The sequence below is a fragment of the Bacillus sp. JKS001846 genome (genome assembly GCF_900176455.1).
GTDB lineage: Bacteria > Bacillota > Bacilli > Bacillales > Bacillaceae_G > Bacillus_A > Bacillus_A cereus.
Map to the genome: position 1 here is coordinate 3,682,971 of NZ_FWYG01000001.1, position 16,702 is coordinate 3,699,672.

Here is a 16,702-nt window from a genome sequence, read left to right on the forward strand (position 1 = left end):
CCTAAGCACCTTTCTTTTGTAATTCACTTGATTCATTTGATTTATAGAAGAAGAAACCGAGAATCCCGCCAATACATGATGGAATTAACCATCCGATTCCTTCGTTATATAACGGTAACATTTGTAGTACATTAGAAATCGCGTCAATTTTAATTTTCGCACTTTCTAAACCGTTAAAGAAACTAATTAACAATGCACCTAAAATAGCTCCAATATAAATTGTATTACGCTTCCCAATCCACTTATGGAAATAAGAAAGTACGATTAATACAATTGCAACTGGATAAATGATCATTAACACAGGTAATGTTACTGCGATTAATTGCGTTAAACCTAGGTTAGATACAATTAAACTAAATACACATACCATTGTTACAATCGTTTTATGCGAAAGTTTTGGGAATAAGTTTGTAAAGAAACCCGCACACGCAGATGTTAGCCCAACAGAAGTTGTTAAACAAGCGAGTATAATAACAAGCCCTAATAAAATTTTACCACTCGTCCCATATAGCTCATTTACAACATTCGTTAAAATAAGACCACCGTTTTCTGAGATACCAAGTGATGTACTTGTTGAACCAAGATAAGCAAGTGATAAATAAATTAACGTTAAACCAAGTACAGCAATAATACCTGATACTACTGTTATTTTTGCAATTTGACTACTCTCTTTTATCCCTTTAGAGCGGATAACTTGTACAACGACAATTCCGAATACGAGCGCGCTAATTGCATCCATCGTTAAATATCCTTGAATAAATCCACCAAAGAAAGCATTTTCTTTGTAAGCAGCTAACGGCGCAGCTGGCTCTCCAATTGGATCAATAATTGCCTTTCCGACAATAACAGCGACAATTAATACTAATAATGGTGTAAGAAACTTTCCGAACCAATCCACTAATTTAGATGGATTTAATGATAAATACCATGTTATTCCGAAGAAAACTATCGTGAAAAGAAATAGCATGTACCACTCTGAAACCATTGCCTCTGATAAAAACGGCTTCATACCCATTTCAAACGAAACAGCTCCAGTACGAGGAATCGCGAAAAATGGTCCAATTGCTAAATAACTAATCAATGGGAAAATAAACGCAAATATAGGGTGGACTCTAGAAGATAGCGCTTTCAAGTCCCCCTCTACAAACGCGACAGCTGTTACAGCTAGTAGGGGTAATCCGACTCCCGTTACAAGGAATCCTATTGTAGCAATCCAAACATTCTCTCCTGCTTGTTGACCTAAAACTGGCGGAAAAATTAAATTTCCTGCTCCTAAAAATAATGCAAATAGCATTAAACCAATTGCTACCGTATCACCTGGCCTTAAACGTCCCTTCATGCTCTTCATTTGCATAGCACTTTTTCATTGTTTATCTCTATATTTTACAATATGCTATGCATCCTCCTCTCTGCTCAAGATGATAAAATATGCCCCTTACAAAGCAGTGTCTTTCTCCATAATTTCTCCATTCCCCTTATTTTTACTCTAATCATTAATACAATTATTATTTTAAATTTTGATTTTTTTGAATTTTCAAATCATTAGAGTATTATTATGTGGAGTGTAGATGTCAGACCTCTTTGTTTTTATCACACATATAGTAACATATTTAGTTGCAAAATAAAAACATATTTTCAAATTGATTTTTTTGAAAATCGAAATTATCTACATTTTTTATTCTCTTACACAAATATTGTTATAATCTCACCTATTATTCGATCGTTATTTTCAAATAACTTTATACACGTAACATACAAAAGCCATCTAATATAATTAGATGGCTTTTGTATGTTACTCTATCGTTTCAACTTCACGTGGATTTTTCATCTCTTCCACATACACAACTCTAAATCCGTGATCTTCTAAATCTTCCAATAATGTCTCTAATTCACCGTCGTTAAACTCTTCTCCTAATGTAAACATAATTCTACGAACTAATAAGGCATCATTATCAAAAGTCATCAAACTTTGAATACCAGTGTATTTCTTTAAAACTGTCGATAACTTTTGGATTGCTCCATTATAGTCTTGCGTTCCAATCATGACAGAGTATTTACTAGAGTGAACGCCCCATGCATCCTCTAATAACTCAAAAACTTTTTTATGCGTTAAAATTCCAAGGAAAACCCCTTTTTCATCAACTACTGATAAATAAGGCAATTTTTTTATTGTAAAAAATACTTTAAAGAAAGATGAATCTTCTCTCACAAATCCTTCTTTATCGTTTAATAATTGTATTACACTCTCATCAAGTGATCCTTTATATTCTAAAATATCTACTTTATATATATTCCCTAAAAATTTCTCTTTTTTTTCATCTAAAACTGGTACACAACGATACCCCGTTTTATTTAAATGCTCTAACGCTTCCCCTATCGTAATCGAACTTGAGCACAGTAAAACTTCCCTTTTCGGCACGTAATTCCCTTTAATCCTCATAAAAAGCCTCCTTATGTTAAAATACTTTCTGTGCCATAACTATATTATATTTTCAGAAAAAAATAAATAATTTATTTTATTTTTCTGAAAATTATTCATTTTCTTGTCATAATTTATTCATGAATCCTTCACTTGTATATTTTTGCTATCAAATCTTCTCTCTGAATTACTAAATGAAAAATATATTGTAACTTCTTTCAAAAAAAGCTAAAATAAGAATAAGAATTTTCTGAATATTCTAAGAGTAGGTGGTTATATGTCCTTATTACGCTCACATATATGTAAATTTATAATTGGTATTATTGTTATTTTTGCCATAAGTCCTATTCCAGCTCTTTTTATTACACACAATTATTCTTATCAAAATGGATTTATTAGCATTTTTCAAAACTTCGCACAGCTTTCTTCTATATCAATTCCAAAGGTTGATTGGATGCATGAATCTATCTTTTTCTCAGCAAACCAAATGATACATACTTCTAATCATTCAACACCATTATTCCCTTACATATGGGAAATATATTTTATATCGATTGTTCGTTTTACTTTTACCCTTGCGATCGGATTTTTCATAAGTTTGGGTATCGGCCATTTATTTTTCAAAGTACCTAATTCGTTTAAAAAGTTTACTACTGTATTGAAATGGATTCCTTACTCTTTTTGCACTGTAGTATTACAATGTTCAGTCTTATTACTACTTCTATACATCGCACAATTTATAAACCTTCCTTACTACTCATCATTTATCATCGTATGTAGTACTTCCATGATTATCGTTATGCAAGCAGTAAAAAAATGGATTCCTTTCTTAAAAAACACAAATGAATATGAAATAAAACATGATTCTTTTCTTGTGGATACATTGTTTTTGGCGCTTACTTCGAATCATAAATCAATTTTAGGTTCCATTATTCTTTCATTCGTTTTTATGGAATGCGTTTTTCATGCAAATGGACTGTTACAATTTATCGTTCAATTTGGCGGAAATTCACCCATAATTGTTACAATCGGCTTATTACTACTCTATATCCCATATAGCATACTTTCTTTCCTTCAAACACTATGGACCACAAACTACTCCAAACAACAGTCATACACTTTGACGAGAAGTGTTCCAAAACCTTAATTTAAAATAACCCTCTATAATCTAAAAGTAGGGGGTTATTCCTTTTGTATAGCGGACAAAATAACAGCAAATTCAAAAACTATTACAGAAACATACCAATATTTACCCTTTTCCTTTGACTATTCTTTTCATTTGGATTTATTATAAAAGTATAACATAATTGCAGGAGGTGACATCTTTATTCCAAACCTTGGAATGGAGAACACGCTTGGACATATTAAATATTTTTCTCATCTTTGTACTTATTCTTATTTCTGGCTTTTTCGTTGCATCAGAATTCGCTGTTGTAAAAGTACGAAAAAGTCGAATTGACCAACTTGCAAATGAAGGTAATAAACAAGCTTTAGCTGCAAGAAGCGTCCTATCTAATTTAGATGTTTATTTATCAGCTTGTCAGCTCGGAATTACAATCACTTCTTTAGGGCTTGGTTGGCTTGGTGAACCGACTGTGGAACATATACTACGACCGCTCTTTGAAAAAATTAATATTACTGGAACAATGGCTAACACTTTATCTTTTGTTATTGCTTTTAGTGTTATTACATTTTTCCACGTTGTATTAGGTGAATTAGTTCCAAAGTCTTTCGCAATTCAAAAAGCAGAAGCAATCACACTCAAATTTGCAAGACCGCTTATTTTATTTGATAAAATTATGTACCCATTCATTTGGCTACTCAATAGTACAGCTATATTTTTCACAAAATTACTCGGATTAGAACCTGCGAAAGAAAGTGAACTTGCTCATTCTGAAGAGGAATTGCGACTCATTTTAGGTGAAAGTTTTAAAAGCGGTGAAATAAACCAAACCGAATATAAATATGTAAATAACATTTTTGAATTTGATGATCGAGTTGCAAAAGAAATTATGGTTCCTCGTACCGAAATGATTTGCTTATCTACTGAAAATACGTTAGAAGAAAATATGGATATCGTCGCTACTGAAAAATATACACGCTATCCAATTATCGAAAAAGATAAAGATGATATCATTGGGATGATCAATACGAAAGAAGTATTCCATGATCAAACGAAAGGTATTTATAAGCCACTTGAATCTTATATACATCCTGTTCTAACTGTATTTGAAACAGTTCCAATTCGTAAAACGTTAGTCCATCTTCAAAAAAATCGCGTTCAGATGGCAATCGTTATGGATGAATATGGTGGTACTGCCGGACTTTTAACGATGGAAGATATTCTTGAAGAAATCATTGGAGAAATTCAAGATGAATTCGATGCGGATGAATCACCTATGATTGAAAAGCGTACACCTAAGCTTACTGTTTTAGATGGAAAGGTGCTTATTTCTGAAGTAAATGATATGTTTGGCCTACATATTGATGATAGTGATTTAGATACAATCGGAGGATGGCTTCTTTCTCAAGCAGTTGACTTAAATATTGAAGCTGGCTATTCCATTGAATATGCTGGTTTTCAATTTAAAGTATTAGAACTTGATGGCCATCAAGTCAAAAAAGTTGCTGTACATAAACTAGATATTAAAAAGGAGCTATAAAGTGACTGTTTTATTAACAATTTGTATCATTGCCTGTTTCGTTGTTTCATTTCTCGCCTTTATTTATCCAATTATCCCTGGCATACTAGCTGTCTGGGCTGGATATTTGATTTACCATTTCGGTATAAATGGAGGCGAATTAACAACTTCTTTTTGGATTATTCAAGTCATTTTTACTCTTTTCATTTTCGTTGCTGATTTTATTGCAAATGGATATTTCTTAAAAAAATACGGTAGTTCTAAATGGGGCGAACGTGTCGGAATGATTTCTATCATTGTCGGATCGTTCTTCTTCCCACCATTCGGACTTATTATCATACCGTTCTTATCAGTATTTATAACAGAACTAGTGCATAAAAAAGCGCCAAAAGATGCCTTTCTAGTTGGAGTCGCTACTGTAGTTGGTTTTTTAAGCAGTACAGTAGCGAAAGCAATTCTCCAAATCATTATGATTATCATCTTCTTGTGTTATATCATCTTTTAACCATCCCGACTTCGGGATGGTTTTTTAATATGCAATACCTACTCGACTATTTTCATATATGTTTTTCTTACATAGATCCCATGCAAAGTGTGCTGTATCACCCACTGTAATTTTTGATCCACCCTCTGGCAATATATCTTTTTCAGTTCGATATACCTCTGTCGCCTCACCATCTATTAAATGTGTCGGACAAACAACTGTCCAACATAAATTATTACTATTACTTAGTACTTTATATGCAGCCAAATGATCTTCCGCTGCCGTTGTCGTTTTCCTTTTTGATTCCGTTGATTGAAAACGATATAAATTTAGATTTGTTCTTGCTTGTAAAATACCAGCTGTTCCTATTGTTATGATTCTACGAACCCCTTCTTCTTCCATTTGCTTAATGATTTGTGGCATACTCTTCCCTAATGTTCCATTTTGATCCGTTCCAAGTGCACTAATTACTATATCGCTTCCTTCTATCACTTTCTTTATATCATTTTCGTTCAATACATTACCTTCTATCACTCGTAGCCTTTCATGTTGTATTTCTATTCTATTTAAATCACGCGCTAATGCAGTCACTTCAGTTGAATCCTTTAATGCTAAATTAATTATGTTTGAACCTACTCGTCCTGTTGCTCCCAATATACATACTTTCATTTGTTTTCCCCCTCTTTCATTCTCTTTCTATTTTTCAATAATCTCAATAAATTTACAACAAAAAAGCTTCCTCATATATGAGAGGAAGCTTTATTATTACTTTATTTCTTTTCTTTAGAATCAGTAGACTTCTCGGTTCCGCTTGTTTCTTTATCCTTTTTATCCTCTTGTTGTGTTGTTGTGTCGTCTTCTTTCTTCTTGTCCTCACCTTTACTACAACCTACCATTAATAAAGAACTTGCAAGTGCCATAGCAGTTAATGATTTAACCCATTTGTTCATTTGCGTTTCCTCCTTGTGATAGAATATGTACAACCTCATATTACTCTCTATTTTTAAAGGAGAGATTGAAAAATAGTAAATATACGGTAAATTTTTGTAAATCTTCTGATAACAAATCCTAATTTTAATTTATATATTTCATTTCCAATCGATACACAATAAAACTAGTTTTTTCTCTCAATGGACGTAAAAAAACTAAGGCGCATACCATTTCGCCTTAGTTTCTCATGCAAACTTTTCATTTTCATATAGATGTGTAATCTTATATTCCTTCTTCATAACATATTGCCACACACTATAAGCGTAACGGTTCATTTTCAGGAAACAATTTTCCAAAAATGAGCGAAACTCTGGATTAGCAACTTCCACTGCAACTTGAGCAAACTTTAAAGCTAATCGTTTCAAGTGCGCAATATAACTGGTTGCAATATGAATATCCCCTGTATATTTACTAACTGTTTCCTTTTCCATTTCATGCAAATCAAACTCCGTTGTTTCACAGGTTATATGTTGCACATTCTCTCCTTCTTGAAAATTTACTTGTTCATTATATGCTTGTAACATATATGGTAAATGGTGCTGTAATAGATTTTTTAATTCTTCGTCTCTGACCTTTCCAGCATACTCTCCAACCTTGTATATTAGTATATAACTATATCTCATTAATTCTTTCATACAGTCCATTAAAGCGCCTCCCTTCTCTTTCGTCCATATACTATAAATATGATGCTAAAACATTCGCTATTCTTGCTAAAAACCAATCCCATCTACTAATTTTCTCAAAATCTTCTTCAGAAAATCGTTTTGATTTATGAAAGTCTACCTGTAATCGACTCCATACTTCATCAACAACGGTTTTATCATATATGATACAGTTAGACTCACAATTTAAATAAAAACTTCTATTATCAAAATTCGCTGTCCCAATATCAACAATTTCTCCATCAATAATTGTTACTTTCCCATGAAAAAATCCATTTCGATATTGATAAATCTCCGCTCCAGCATGTAACATATCTTTCAAATATGGATAGGCAGCTTGTTTTAACAATATGGCATCACTTTTAAATGGCACGAGAATTTTCACATTAACACCACGATTTAATGCAGCTTTTAACTCTTTCACCATTTCTTTACTTGGTACAAAATATGGTGTAGCGATAATTAAAGACTTTTTAGCCTGCTTTAATAGTGCTCCATATTTTTCCCATAAGCCTTTTCCATTTGAAAATAAATATTGATATTTAACATTCCCTAATGTAGGTATACTTTCATGTATAGGCATTTTTTCTCCTGTATCTTCTTTCCAATCTTCGGCGAACTTTCTTTCCATATCCGCTGCACCCTCACCATGGATGCGCACGTGATAATCACGCCATGGCCCAAACTTTGGATTTTGTCCAAGGTACTCCTTTCCGATATTAAAGCCACCGACGTATGATACCTTTCCATCTATCGTAACAATACGTCTATGATTTCGTTGATGCAAAGAATAGAACATATTTTTCAGTTTCGGTTTTTTACTAAATGTAAACTTCACACCGTTTTCTTTTAATCGGCTAATTACCTTTTTCTTCAGCTTATATCCGCCTACCCGATCGACTGACAATTTCACTTCTACTCCGCTAGATGCTTTTTTCTCTAATAACTGTAAAAACTCTTGGCTTATTTCATCTTTTCCTACAATATAAAAATGGATATATATATACTTTTCTGCATCGTTTATATCGTCAAATAATTTTCTATATAACTCTTCACCGTTCGTATATAGTTGAAATTCACCTAATCGAACTTGTCCTAATTCATATTCACTAGCCATTTCCTTCCCCATTTCCACATCGATGTTCATCCAAATGAATACACCTATTAAACAAAGGATTATAGCGAAAAAGTGCTTCATGGATAAATTCCTTTCTCCACTTACTGTTATTTCTATATCTTCCCTTTTTTATTACATTATCATTCAAGAAAATATGTCATTGCATGATATATGTCCATATCAAACAATAGCTCATTTGCATATTGTATGTTGTATCTTAAAATAAAAGGAGGAAATAACAATGGGCTTCGCACATGGTAATGGATTTGCGCTATTAGTCGTATTATTTATCCTCTTAATCATCGTCGGTGCTGCTTGCTTCTGCTAAGTAGCTACTGTCATATGATATGTGGATGAAAAAACTATAAAAGCGGACACCTATTTTAGGTGTCCGCTTTTCATTTTAAAACCATTTCCGACTGCTATAGTAACTTAAATGGCTAAATATTCATCTCAAAAGGTTAACAATGTGGCTACTTTCTTACTCTCTGCCTTACGTATATGACGCTGTTCTGCACGTAACACAGCAATACGATGTAATTCTTTCTCTTCTTCGGTTTCAGGGATAACACGCGGTACTGGAACTGGATTATTTTCCTTACTAAGTGCCACAAAAGTAACGAATGACGTTGCCGCTATACGCTTCTCACCTGAAATTAAATCTTCAGCCACTACCTTCACAAACACTTCCATCGAAGTTCTTCCCGTCCAAATTACGAAAGATTCATAACTAACACAATCTGAAGAACGAACAGGATGTAAGAAATCGACCCAGTCCATAGATGCTGTGACACATTCCTTTCTTGAATGTCTGGATGCTGAAATAGAAGCAACCATATCCATCTCCGCTAATATCTTCCCACCAAATAGCGTGTTATGATCATTTAAATCCGTTGGGAAGACTCGGCTCGTTTTGAACACCCTTGACTCATTGGCTGTTTTCCCCTTTACTTCTGTCATTGTTATCACCCCTTTAATGATCTATCCCTAATATTTCAATAATCACTATACTAAATGAACTACACGTTTAATATTAACAACATTCAGAACTTTTAGTCCACAAAAAAGAACCGATTTTATCAATCGGCTCCTCTAAATACATATTGTTCTTTCGGCTGTTCAACTTTATTCCATTTTGTTACTTCTAATACAGGAATATTCGCATGAAACGGCTGATAAAACTCAGTAGTTATCTCTCCTTCTACTTGAATCCAGTCATCATTATTCCACTCTACGCCTTCTGGTTTTTTCACTAACATACCATACACACCAGAATCTGCTACGCAATGTATAATACCGAAACGGAATAAGAAGTATTGTTCTTTTTTAGAAGAATCATCTCTAAAAACAAACCCTTTAAAAGATAATTTTTTCCCAGTAAACTCGCCAGGATAATTATAAATTGTTTCCATACCCTTTAGGAAGTCTTCATCTTTCAAATTAATATTGTCTTTCGTAACAAACTCTTTCTTCCCTTTTTCCATTACACCGCGGTATCCTTCTTTCCCGTAATAAATGCTCGTATCAGGTCTTAGGAATTGTCTTGTCATAAATGGATCCTTACTTTCTGCTTGTGCAACAGGAAAGTGAAAGCCCTTCGCTTTAACAATATCCGAATCTAGCGTCGCAATTGGGAAAAATAACCCTGAGATAATTGGAAAACAAAACAATGAGTACGAAAATGCTTTTTTCCACCATGTATTCTCATCTTTTGAATGATCATGTCCGCAATGACCATGGTCACAACTACAATCATTTTTCTCTTTTTCCTTTTGGTGTTCTTTTTGGAAAACGACGATAATTTGTATAATCGTTAAGAAACCTAAAATAATTGCTGCTGTTGTTGATAAATAGGCATACTTCATATTGATATACTTCGTAATGTTACCGGAAATATGCAGTTGCGCAATTAATATTGTAAAACCTAATAATATATATGCTCGAAACATAACCTACCACCCCATCGCATAAATGAGTAGTGAGCTTGCATAAACAACAAGAGTAACTGTAACTATAACAACAATTACAAATTTCGTTTTAAATGTCGCAAGCATCATAAACATATTTTTAATATCCACCATCGGTCCGTAAACGAGGAACGCGACAAGTGAAGCTGTTGAAAACGTACTTTGGAACGAAGAAGCGATAAATGCATCTGCCTCTGAACAAAGTGATAATATATAAGCAAGTCCCATCATAACAGCTGATGAAGAAAACGGACCTTGTCCAATAGCAAGAAGTGTTGAAGTTTGTACAAACGTTTGTACCGCTGCTGCAATTAACGCACCTAGTACTAAATATTTTCCCATTGAGAAGAATTCCTCAACAGCGTGTGTACATACATCCCACATTTTTTTACGCAGTGGACGCTTATTATTCACTTCTGGGAAGTGATCATCTCTTAATTGATGTTCTTTAAACATAAAGGATAATATAATTCCAACGATAATGGCTACGATAATCGCTACAATAGAACGATACCATACCATGTGCATACTACTCCCAAAGGCAACATAAGTAGCAAATAATACAACTGGATTAATAATAGGTCCAGTTAACATAAATGCAATCCCTGCGTATGGTGGAACGCCTTTTCCAATTAATCGTCTTACAATCGGAACAATTCCACATTCACAACCTGGAAACAACATGCCTAAAAAAGTAGCTAATAAAACAGACAGAAATCGGTTCTTCGGCATCCATTTTGCCACCATATCTTCTGTCACAAACATTTGAATGAATCCTGAAATAAATACACCAATTAGCACAAACGGAAGTGCTTCGATTAATATGGAAATAAAAATTGTATTCATTTGCAGGAATGCTTTCGGTAATTGAAACAATTCCATGATGTATTTCCTCCAACTTTTCATTAACAATATGTAATTTTAACCCCATTTCATTAATTGGACAAGGTTTATATGACATACATACCCTTTATATACATTACATTGTACAAGTTATATTCTATTCAAAATTTGAGATTTCATAGCAAAAAAGCTGCTCTAGCGTAGTTATATAACTATGCTAGAGCAGCTTTCTTATCGTTAAAAGTAACGTTTCTTCCAAAAAACAAAAGCTAACGTGAAAGATAGTGTTACACATATGATGAGTACAATTACAAAACCGTGGGCTTCTCCTTCAAACGGAACCTTTACGTTCATTCCAAAGAAACTAGAAACCATCGTCGGTAAAGATAAAATGATCGTAATTGACGTTAACAGTTTCATAACACTATTTAAATTATTTGATATAACGGAGCTAAAAGTATTCATCATTCCACTTAAAATATGACTATATATTTCCGCCATTTCAATAGCCTGTTTATTTTCAATTAATACATCTTCTAATAAATCTTGATCGTCTTCATACATTTTTAAAAATGTACTATTACGCATTAACTTTTGAATTACAATTTTATTAGCCTTTAATGACGTTGTAAAGTATACTAAGCTTTTCTCAAGGCCTAATAATGTGAAAATCTCTTTATTTTTCATTGACTGATTTAATTGATGCTCTAAATCAATTGTTTTTCGATTTATTTGCTTTAAGTATCTTAAATAATAAGTAGAAATCGTATATAAGAGCTGAAGTGCAAAGCGCGTCTTCTTAAACGTATAAAATTCTTTAATACGTTGATTAATAAAACGTTCAAAAATTGGATTCTCTTCTAAGCAGATTGTAACAAAACAATCCGGCATCACAATCATACCTATTGGAATCGTGTCATAAATCGAATTTCCTTCTTCGTCATGTCTAACTGTCGGAATATCGACGATAATTAAAGTATTATTGTCTTCCTTTTCAATACGAGAGCGTTCTTCATCATCCAAAGGGTCTTTAATGAAATCTAAGTCTACATTTAAAGTTTGTACTAGATATTGAATTTCTTCTTCTGTTGGATGAAGTACATTAATCCAGCACCCCTTTTGCATTTCCTCAATCTCTTGTAGTTTTCCGTTTCGGTCTGTTAAATATATATTTAACATACTATCACCCCGATTCTTTTTACATGTAGGAATCTACCTCTCTTAAATCACAGTTTTTAAACCGCCATTCTCAGCATATGAAACATACGTTTAAATTTCAATAGAAAAATTATTTTGAAAACGTTTTTATAAGAAAAATATTATAAAGTGAAACTTTAATCAGTGGGAGCTTCATCCCCCCCACTGATTTTCAGCCCTCACCAATCGGGCTTTTACGGGCTGCCCGCCCCCAACCAAACTTCTTTTCTTTCGCTGAATTTTGAGATGAGGATCTTACTGCCCGTTAGAGCGGGATAAACATAGAAAAAGACAGAGTGCTCTCTGCCTTAAAAGCTTATGTTGCCTTTATAACATATTTAGAAAGCATCCACAAGTTAAACCCGACTGAAATCGTATAGCCCGCGTATGTTGAAATGATAAAACTTACATAATCGAAATACGGAAGCAATACAATATTTAAAACTATCTTCACAATAATTCCAATCACTAGTCCTAGCACCGTCTTCTGCTGTTGATTGATTCCTTGTAGCATAGCAGCCGTTACTGTAAAAAGAGAAAATAGTATGCAAGCAGGAGCATAATACTGTAAAATGCTTCTCCCCATCTCTGGATCATTTCCAGCACCAAATAAAAGGGTATATACAGGTTTGGCTAACACCATCATTCCAATTGCCGCCGGTACCGTAATCGCTACTACTAATACATTTGTTCTCGTAAAATGTTTGTACAATAGCTTCGTATTTCCTGCTGTATAAGCTTTCGTCATCTCTGGTACGAGAGACATACTAAAAGCTGTCGCAACGGATACCGGGATAAGCACAACCATTTGAACAAGGCCAATTATCGCATTAATTTTTTCCGCTTCGCCTTGCATATACCCTATCTGTATAAGTAGTTTATTAATTGTAAATGTATCAATCGTCTGATACAACGGAATTGCTAAGCCTACTACAACAAAAGGAATAGAATATGTAAAGAGCTCCTTATAAAGTGAGAAAAAAGATTTCGTTGTTTGCGGTATACTTGCCATTTCTTTTTTCTTTAAGTGCCTTCTCCTTCTCATATAATACGCACTTAAAACAGTTAATCCACCTACAGCTCCCATAAAGGCACCGAACGTTGAAATACCAACTGCTAGTGAAACAGAAGCTTTTAAAACATATAAAACGACAAAGCTTCCTATTAAAATGGTTAAAACACGAAAAAATTGCTCTACAACTACACTTAATGCAGAAGGCCCCATCGATTGGAATCCTTGAAAGAAGCCCCTTAATAAACTCATTACTGGCACAAGTATTAACGCAAAACTTACAATTCGAATATTAGTAGTAACCGCTCCTACACTATTCCCCGTTTGATCATTCCCATCGATGACAAGTTTAGCTAAATGCGGAGCAAGCATATATAACGTAAAACACGAAATGACTCCCATTATAAACATAAACACGATTCCACTTTTCAACACTCTCTTAACCGTATGATAATCATTCAGTTGATCATATTTTGATACCATCTTTGAAACAGCTAGCGGTAATCCCATTGTTGCTATGCTGAGCATGATGGTATAAGGACGATATGCATATGTGTATAGAACGTAACCACTCGTACCGACCATCGCTGTAAATGGTATAACATATATAAACCCTAACATTTTTGATATCATCGTTGCCATCGTTAAAAATATCGTTCCACGTATAAACGGTGACCCTTTCATCACATTCCTCCGCTACGCTTTATTATTACACATTATGGACAACTCCTTTTCTTTAGAACCGAAACAAATAAAAAAGCCAATGAAAAATCATTGACTTTAACGCGCTGCTTTTTTCTTTTTGAAATACTTTAAACCAAAGTATAGAGCAATAAAAAGAACAGCTCCTATAATTATGTAATGTGTGTAATCAGATGCATACTCTTTAATTTGTCGCCAATTCCCACCAAGTTTTTCACCTAAGTATATAAATAGAATTGACCATGGAATAATCGCTACAACCGTATAAAGTGTAAATAGTTTTAATGGCATCTTAGCTAGTCCTGCTGGAATAGAGATCGCATGACGTACTACTGGGATAAAGCGCGCAGAAAATATTACGCCTGCTCCATAACGCTTAAACCAACCTTCCGCTATGTCTAAATGATGTTTATTAATAAGTAGATATTTCCCATATTTCTCTACAACCGGACGCCCTCCGTAGTATCCAAGCCAGTATAAAAAGATTTGCGCTAAAGTACCACCAATCGTTCCGGCGATAACTGCACCCACAAAACTAATTTTACCATTCGCTACTAAAAAGCCAGCATACGAAAGTACAATTTCACTCGGGATTACTTCAATCATTAAAGCAAGAGCTACTCCAAAGTAACCTAAGCTTGCAAAAAATTGCAATAACTGATCTATTATGTTTGCTAACATGTTCTTTTTTATCTCCTTTTTTCTTCACATACCATCCCATTATTACATAAAGGCTGCAATCTGCCAATATCTTCATTTTAACAATATGTACAATTCAAGCAGGATTAATCTATTAATTTCTCTTTCTGCGGGTCTTTCATGTAGGCAAACATCTCTTTAATTTGGTCTTCTGTATTTCTAGCAATTGATAAATTAGGCAATTCATTTTCACCAAAAAACTCCACCTCTTCTGTTTCAATGCTAGTTTTCTTTTCTCCACCAATAATCTCACATCCAATGAAAATCTTATATACATGCGTCGCCGATGGAGATGGTTGATGTTTTTCTTTATCAAATATAGCTAGTAACTTAAAATGATCTACCTCATAACCAGTCTCTTCGAAAACTTCTTTTGCTGCAACTTCGGTTGGCGTATAACCGACATCAGCCCATCCACCTGGCAATGCCCATTTCCCATCGCTTTTTTCTTTCACAAATAATAACTTTTCATTTTGAAAAACAACAGCTCTTATATCAACTTTAGGTGTTTGATAGCCTGTCTCACTTGCAAATAATTTCTCTACGACTTCCCAATCTGTTTTCGTGTAATGTGACATCATTGAAATAGAAATATCTCGTAATTGCTGGAAACGCTCAATATCATACACATCCTTAGAATACGTTAAACCCGCTTGAGCTATAGATTGTATTTGTTTTACCCAATCAATCCATTTAATCGTCATATATCCGCATCCCCATTCTCTATCAAATATATTACTTCATTTTTATTGATACATCTTTATTATACAAAAAAAAGAGATTGATAACGTTTCAATCTCTTTCAAAATTAATCCAATTCATGTAAGTGGTCTTGTATATACTTTCTTCTTTTATTTATATATTCATAAATCATATCAGCCTCTTGATCAAATGTTTCTAATTTTTCTTTCATGTATGGATCTTGTAGTAAATATGGACGAATCAATTCACACAACCCTTCTACTTTCGGCCTCATAAACGAAACTGTAAATTGATCTTCTAATATTTCTTCTAAAATACTTCGATACTGCTTTCTAAATACAGGTATGTCTAGCAATCTTGCACTCAACGTATTATAACCTTGAATACGAATATATTCATGATTAAGCGGTCTCCCTTGTACATCTCGCCCCCAAGTCGCATCATAATCCCACGGTATAACTTCAAATAAATTTGTTTCATCGTTATGATATAGTGCATAGTTATGAACAAAACCATCAAAGTTTTGCGTAAAAATAACTCCTGCTAACCATCGTAAATATTTATCTACATGTAGAAACTTCCCAATTTCTTTTTCATAGGCTTCCCTCGTCAAAGTATTCGCTTGAAATACAAATTCACTCAGTTGTTCTTCACTATTTTCATTCGAATATTTAAATTCATAACCCGCAAAGAGCTCTGTCTTAACATCTTTATCTCGTTCACTCATTAATGAAAAATTCGCATCATCATCTATCGCATAATAAATAGAACCACTCGGTAATCCTCTATTTTTTAAAAAATTTTCATCAACCGATTCTAACTGTAAGTACACACCTTGAATTTGACCATTAATTTTTATAAATACATGTTGTGATTTTGGCGAAAGTACACCAATATCATGAAAAAAATCTAAAGATAATTTATTTCTTATGAGAGACGGATCCATAAACTCCGAATTCAAATGAAACTCTTTCGCACCTTGAAATTTTTTAGGCTTATAAAACATAACATGATAAGACTTTTTCTCAAATTCCCGAATATGAGCTCCTCGGTATACGATATCAATATCATACTTCTTTTTTCCATAAGTTAATTTTGCTGGCACTGGACTATCTGACCAAATGTCCTTTTTCAATTCCACTAAGTACATTGGATGAACAAAAAAATCATATGAAGGCAGCATGTTTTCTCATCCCTTCTCAGTTCTCTTCATTCAATGTATGCGCCTTGTCTTGTCCATACATCCGCAATCATCTATTTATATAA

General features: G+C 33.6%; 18 protein-coding genes. 4 read left to right on the forward strand and 14 right to left on the reverse strand.

What is annotated here, in order from left to right; all coding sequences use genetic code 11:
• Position 1: 1 nt before the first annotated feature.
• Together brnQ and cbpA are read right to left on the reverse strand one after the other, a co-directional pair.
• Entirely contained in the window at positions 2-1,354 is a 1,353-nt protein-coding gene (brnQ, locus tag B9A45_RS19630) for a branched-chain amino acid transport system II carrier protein BrnQ4 (protein WP_001999653.1), read from the reverse strand.
• Between the two features lie 438 nt (positions 1,355-1,792).
• Positions 1,793-2,440: a cyclic di-AMP binding protein CbpA gene (gene cbpA / locus B9A45_RS19635; RefSeq protein ID WP_001220524.1), complete on the reverse strand. Its 648-nt coding sequence runs from the start codon at positions 2,438-2,440 to the stop codon at positions 1,793-1,795.
• A gap of 256 nt (positions 2,441-2,696) precedes the next feature.
• On the opposite strand from cbpA, the gene B9A45_RS19640 reads away from it, so the two are divergent.
• The 3 genes from B9A45_RS19640 (at position 2,697) to B9A45_RS19650 (ending at position 5,566) form a co-directional block, all read left to right on the forward strand.
• A complete protein-coding gene (locus B9A45_RS19640; protein ID WP_000055260.1) occupies positions 2,697-3,566 on the forward strand; it encodes a hypothetical protein in 870 nt (289 codons plus the stop codon).
• Between the two features lie 208 nt (positions 3,567-3,774).
• On the forward strand, positions 3,775-5,082 hold the full coding sequence (locus B9A45_RS19645; protein ID WP_000353738.1) for a hemolysin family protein: 1,308 nt from the start codon (positions 3,775-3,777) through the stop codon (positions 5,080-5,082).
• Position 5,083: 1 nt separating this feature from the next.
• On the forward strand, positions 5,084-5,566 hold the full coding sequence (locus B9A45_RS19650) for a DUF456 domain-containing protein (RefSeq protein ID WP_000217338.1): 483 nt from the start codon (positions 5,084-5,086) through the stop codon (positions 5,564-5,566).
• A gap of 24 nt (positions 5,567-5,590) precedes the next feature.
• Here B9A45_RS19650 and B9A45_RS19655 read toward each other — a convergent pair whose 3' ends face one another.
• The 4 genes from B9A45_RS19655 to cls form a co-directional block, all read right to left on the reverse strand.
• Positions 5,591-6,214 (reverse strand): NAD(P)-dependent oxidoreductase, encoded by a 624-nt coding sequence (locus tag B9A45_RS19655; RefSeq protein ID WP_084064631.1) that lies wholly within the window; start codon positions 6,212-6,214, stop codon positions 5,591-5,593.
• A 101-nt stretch (positions 6,215-6,315) separates the two neighbouring features.
• Positions 6,316-6,495, reverse strand: coding sequence for a hypothetical protein (locus B9A45_RS19660; RefSeq protein ID WP_001045960.1), 180 nt, complete (start codon positions 6,493-6,495; stop codon positions 6,316-6,318).
• A 225-nt stretch (positions 6,496-6,720) separates the two neighbouring features.
• A complete protein-coding gene (locus B9A45_RS19665; protein WP_000340535.1) occupies positions 6,721-7,179 on the reverse strand; it encodes a spore coat protein in 459 nt (152 codons plus the stop codon).
• A gap of 31 nt (positions 7,180-7,210) precedes the next feature.
• Positions 7,211-8,395, reverse strand: coding sequence for a cardiolipin synthase (cls, locus tag B9A45_RS19670; RefSeq protein WP_002004934.1), 1,185 nt, complete (start codon positions 8,393-8,395; stop codon positions 7,211-7,213).
• A 160-nt stretch (positions 8,396-8,555) separates the two neighbouring features.
• On the opposite strand from cls, the gene B9A45_RS19675 reads away from it, so the two are divergent.
• Positions 8,556-8,642 (forward strand): YjcZ family sporulation protein, encoded by an 87-nt coding sequence (locus tag B9A45_RS19675; protein WP_000505094.1) that lies wholly within the window; start codon positions 8,556-8,558, stop codon positions 8,640-8,642.
• Between the two features lie 125 nt (positions 8,643-8,767).
• Here the strand turns inward: B9A45_RS19675 and B9A45_RS19680 are convergent, their stop codons facing one another.
• The 8 genes from B9A45_RS19680 to cotH all read right to left on the reverse strand — a co-directional run bounded on the left by B9A45_RS19680 (position 8,768) and on the right by cotH (position 16,619).
• Positions 8,768-9,274 carry an acyl-CoA thioesterase gene (locus tag B9A45_RS19680; protein ID WP_000141164.1) on the reverse strand — a complete coding sequence of 169 codons (507 nt, stop codon included), beginning with the start codon at positions 9,272-9,274 and terminating at the stop codon, positions 8,768-8,770.
• A gap of 119 nt (positions 9,275-9,393) precedes the next feature.
• A complete protein-coding gene (locus B9A45_RS19685) occupies positions 9,394-10,263 on the reverse strand; it encodes a TIGR03943 family putative permease subunit (RefSeq protein ID WP_084064636.1) in 870 nt (289 codons plus the stop codon).
• 3 nt (positions 10,264-10,266) lie between these two features.
• On the reverse strand, positions 10,267-11,163 hold the full coding sequence (locus tag B9A45_RS19690) for a permease (protein ID WP_000418716.1): 897 nt from the start codon (positions 11,161-11,163) through the stop codon (positions 10,267-10,269).
• A gap of 198 nt (positions 11,164-11,361) precedes the next feature.
• Complete coding sequence (locus B9A45_RS19695) at positions 11,362-12,303, reverse strand: magnesium transporter CorA family protein (RefSeq protein WP_000932389.1); 942 nt, start codon at positions 12,301-12,303, stop codon at positions 11,362-11,364.
• Between the two features lie 334 nt (positions 12,304-12,637).
• Complete coding sequence (locus B9A45_RS19700; protein WP_084064641.1) at positions 12,638-14,017, reverse strand: putative polysaccharide biosynthesis protein; 1,380 nt, start codon at positions 14,015-14,017, stop codon at positions 12,638-12,640.
• 96 nt (positions 14,018-14,113) lie between these two features.
• Positions 14,114-14,716 carry an undecaprenyl phosphate transporter UptA gene (locus tag B9A45_RS19705; RefSeq protein WP_000880691.1) on the reverse strand — a complete coding sequence of 201 codons (603 nt, stop codon included), beginning with the start codon at positions 14,714-14,716 and terminating at the stop codon, positions 14,114-14,116.
• A 104-nt stretch (positions 14,717-14,820) separates the two neighbouring features.
• On the reverse strand, positions 14,821-15,438 hold the full coding sequence (locus tag B9A45_RS19710) for an NUDIX hydrolase N-terminal domain-containing protein (protein WP_000153584.1): 618 nt from the start codon (positions 15,436-15,438) through the stop codon (positions 14,821-14,823).
• A gap of 104 nt (positions 15,439-15,542) precedes the next feature.
• Positions 15,543-16,619, reverse strand: coding sequence for a spore coat protein CotH (gene cotH / locus B9A45_RS19715; protein ID WP_000937997.1), 1,077 nt, complete (start codon positions 16,617-16,619; stop codon positions 15,543-15,545).
• Between the last annotated feature and the right edge of the window lie 83 nt (positions 16,620-16,702).